This window comes from Endozoicomonas sp. ONNA1 (assembly GCF_024606325.1).
Taxonomy (GTDB): domain Bacteria; phylum Pseudomonadota; class Gammaproteobacteria; order Pseudomonadales; family Endozoicomonadaceae; genus Endozoicomonas_A.
The window spans coordinates 1-3,275 of sequence record NZ_JAHHPN010000242.1 but is presented as its reverse complement, the minus strand read 5'-3'; the positions used below and the strand labels follow the sequence as shown (position 1 = coordinate 3,275).

The window sequence follows — 3,275 nt, the reverse complement described above, 5'->3', positions numbered from 1 at the left end:
GTAGCCTCCAGGGATGGTTTGTCAGTGGCTACCTCTTCCCCGGTAGCCTCCAGGGCTGGTTTGTCAGTGGCTACCTCTGGTTCAGGAATGTATCGGGGTTCAGATCCCCGGGCGATTTGTCGGTCAAGCTCATTCTCAATGGCGGCAATACGCTCATCAACGTATGGCCGACCCGCCATATCAACGCCTCTATCCAGCCACCGGAGTTTTGCTTCAATGAGCCCGATCTTATCCTCCTCATTGAAACAACGCTCGCAGTTAATGTTGAGTTGACGAGCAATTTTATTGTTTCTCTCTCTTCTGAAATCTTTACTGCCATGGATGTCGTTTGCTTCTTTGTCTAATGCCTGAATTTTGCTTTTTAGGGCATTCTTCTGGTGCTTCAGGCTGGTACCTTTGTCAAATTCTACTTTCAGAACTAAAGCCAGTTCTGCAACTGTATCCTTGCCTCTTTCTTTAGCAGCAGGGTTTTCACTCTTGTCGATGTTCAGCTCGTTTTCTACAGCTTCAAGCATCCTTTCCTGTTGTCTTAAAACACGCGCATCCGGTAGCGGGTCGTCGACATAAAGGTCAAGAAAATCTCGAAGGTTCCAGGCTCTTGCTTTCTCGTCGTTGCTCCACTCCATGTCTATTTTCCAGATGAAAGCTTCCATCTCACGAAGCATGTATTCCGGGATTTCACAGTCAAATATATGGCGAACTCTGTTAAGTCTTGTTACTTTGTTATCCTCTTTGTTAACTTCGATTTCTAATATTTCTTCTACTCTTTCCAGTGTATCCAGAGCCTCCTGTTCTGCCTCTTCTATGGCTTTTGTTGCGTATGAGTGAATGTTCTCAGAAATGGCGTTACGACGATGATACACATCGTCCTTGCTATTGAGTCCATCCATCTTTAGGGCTTTTTCCACTGCAGTCAGTTTCTCAAGTACTTCAGGCATGGTTTCGGGGTGGGCTGGTCTTCGATCAATTTCTTCTTCCGAACCTGCAATTGTCTCAGGTTGTTGACGCTGACCTTGTTCCCGGTCAGTGATTGATATAAGTTTTTGAGCAAGTTCCGACATTCTCAAGCTTTGCCTGATACTTTGAGAGGCTGATGCCAGTGTGTGCTCTGTCAATTCATTTTGCTTTGCGAGCAATGCCTCTGTTGTCCTGAGGTTCTCTAACTGGTTTTCTATCTCCAGTAGCTGCCCGACAAAGTCGCCGATCACTTTGGCCACAAAGCCCTCGTTCTGGCCGGAAGAATCATCAAAAGGATCATTAAAATCACCGCCATACGGATTGGTGCGAAAGGGCGCAACTTCGTGAATAGTCTGAACAAGGTGCCGGTTAGTCAGGAAATTTCTAAGAACAGGTTTGAAGCCGAAGTGTCTTAACAGTTGAATATGCAGCCAGGTTGGCGTGATGTACTGCGAAGTGAAACTGACGTGTGTCATTGTGAATTCGACTTCATCTGCTCCATCTGAAGTAGCACTGGCCAATGCCTGCTGAAGATTTTCAAAGAATGCAAGCTCTACTACCTTATCATCGTATTCTTCACCGATGTCGAGTCCGGCATCGTGCTTTGCAGATAAACCCTCCAGTATCGTCATCTGCCTGCTTCGAATGATGTACCGGTAGCTTTTGACTTTGTCTTTTTTAACCTTTGCCGTGTACTTATGATCATAACCGATATGCCCCTCCCAGACGTCACGGAGCCCTTCAACGAGAGCGATATCGGTGGGGTTCTGTTTCTGACCACGGAAAACAATAATATCTCCCGGAGTCTCAGTCACTTCCAGTTTTGGATAACCAGCAGGTACAGCATAAGCCTGGGTCTCATCCTCGACGTGTACAACATAGCCGACGGGTTGATGGTATGACAAAAAATCCTCCAGAGCTCCCCGTTGTAGATCTTTCCCGAGAACATGAACCTGGGTATAGGCAGAGGTGGCCGCTGCGAAAAGCGCATCATCATTGACAAAAAGCGATTGACCCAGTCGCTTTAACTCAGGAGGCTGATCACCTGCTGCGATAAAACGCATGAAAGTGCGCCCGTTCACTTCAACCTTGTCTACCTCAAGGGTGGCAAGGGCAACATAGCTATCGGCTCCGCCAAGCTTTCCTGCTATTTTATTCGCACCTTTCAGCACTCCCACCAGATTAACGGGGCTGGCCATTCCAGTAAACGGTTCTAATGTCCAGGTGTCTCCTGATTGAGCGCAAACAGTCTCAATTGAATCCTGATGGGTCATACTGTCTCTGACTTCGATAAGCAGTTTCTCTTCTGCAAGGTTATGGGTAAACCTGAAGACCCCTTCATTACCTACCTTCAGGACTTTGGTGTACTTCAGAGCAACGTCATTCTCGTCTGTTTCAAACTGATCAACACTGGAAACGCCACCCTCGATGCCAGAAAGGACGTCTGTGAAGCCTTCAGAAGGAATGTCATAGCCTGCTCTGACTTCGGTCTGGTCAGGATAGGTAGTGGTAAAGGATTTAGGTATTGGCTGCGAGTCATCATCCAGAGTTGGCTTAACGATGACCTCGCTCTGGGTAAACTCTACCTGTTCATTGCCCGAAATATCGACAGATTTTGTCTGCAGCTTGCGATCGGCCAGTGCGTCTGTAGCCATGATGGAGGAGCTGATGGCAACTGCTACTGCAAGGCTTAATGCATTGGGGCGGGCATGTGTCATGGTATTACCTCGAGGCTGGGTATTTTTATTACTGTGAAAAGCGATTGCCACACCGGGGGAGGAAGCGACTTATTAATCGCTTACGGCTGTCAATTGCTTATCTGAGTAGCTTCAAGGCTTTTCTACCGGAGCAGTCTCTGTGGGCTCAGAAGGAAAGGTTACACTTGACGCCAGCACTGGTGTTTCATTAGTCAACTGTCTGGTAATCATGTTAGTTGTTTGTTGCGTGATTAATTCACCATAGCTTTCCTACTTGTCCCACTTCTCATCAGCTTTAATTTGGTCGCCAGAGATGGCAGTCAAAAAGCTTGATTGATGGAGATTCCTCTTGTCATTAACAGGCGTTTTCTACTATCGCCCTGCTGCTACTCGTGGAAGGCACCAAAAGTGTAGAAGTAAGGAATACTTTCTGCATGGGAAAAAGACCATTTGGGCATAATTTCCCTGAAATATTTCTCCCAGCCATTTTCATACGTTGCCATGGTGCGATCACGTCGTTCACGGAACTGAAGATAATGCTCGTTCCGGGTCCAGCCATACATCGCGTTGTTGGCTTTAACACGGTTTGCATAGTCTTCATCGGTTTCACCATAGTGTTGA

The 3,275-nt window shown here is 47.0% G+C and carries 2 protein-coding genes; both read right to left on the bottom strand.

What is annotated here, in order from left to right; genetic code table 11:
- On the bottom strand, positions 1-2,675 hold a 2,675-nt coding region (locus KDK19_RS05815; protein ID WP_257291533.1), incomplete at its 3' end, for a hypothetical protein.
- 365 nt (positions 2,676-3,040) lie between these two features.
- The coding region (locus tag KDK19_RS05810) for a hypothetical protein (protein ID WP_257274644.1) at positions 3,041-3,275 on the bottom strand (235 nt) is incomplete at its 5' end.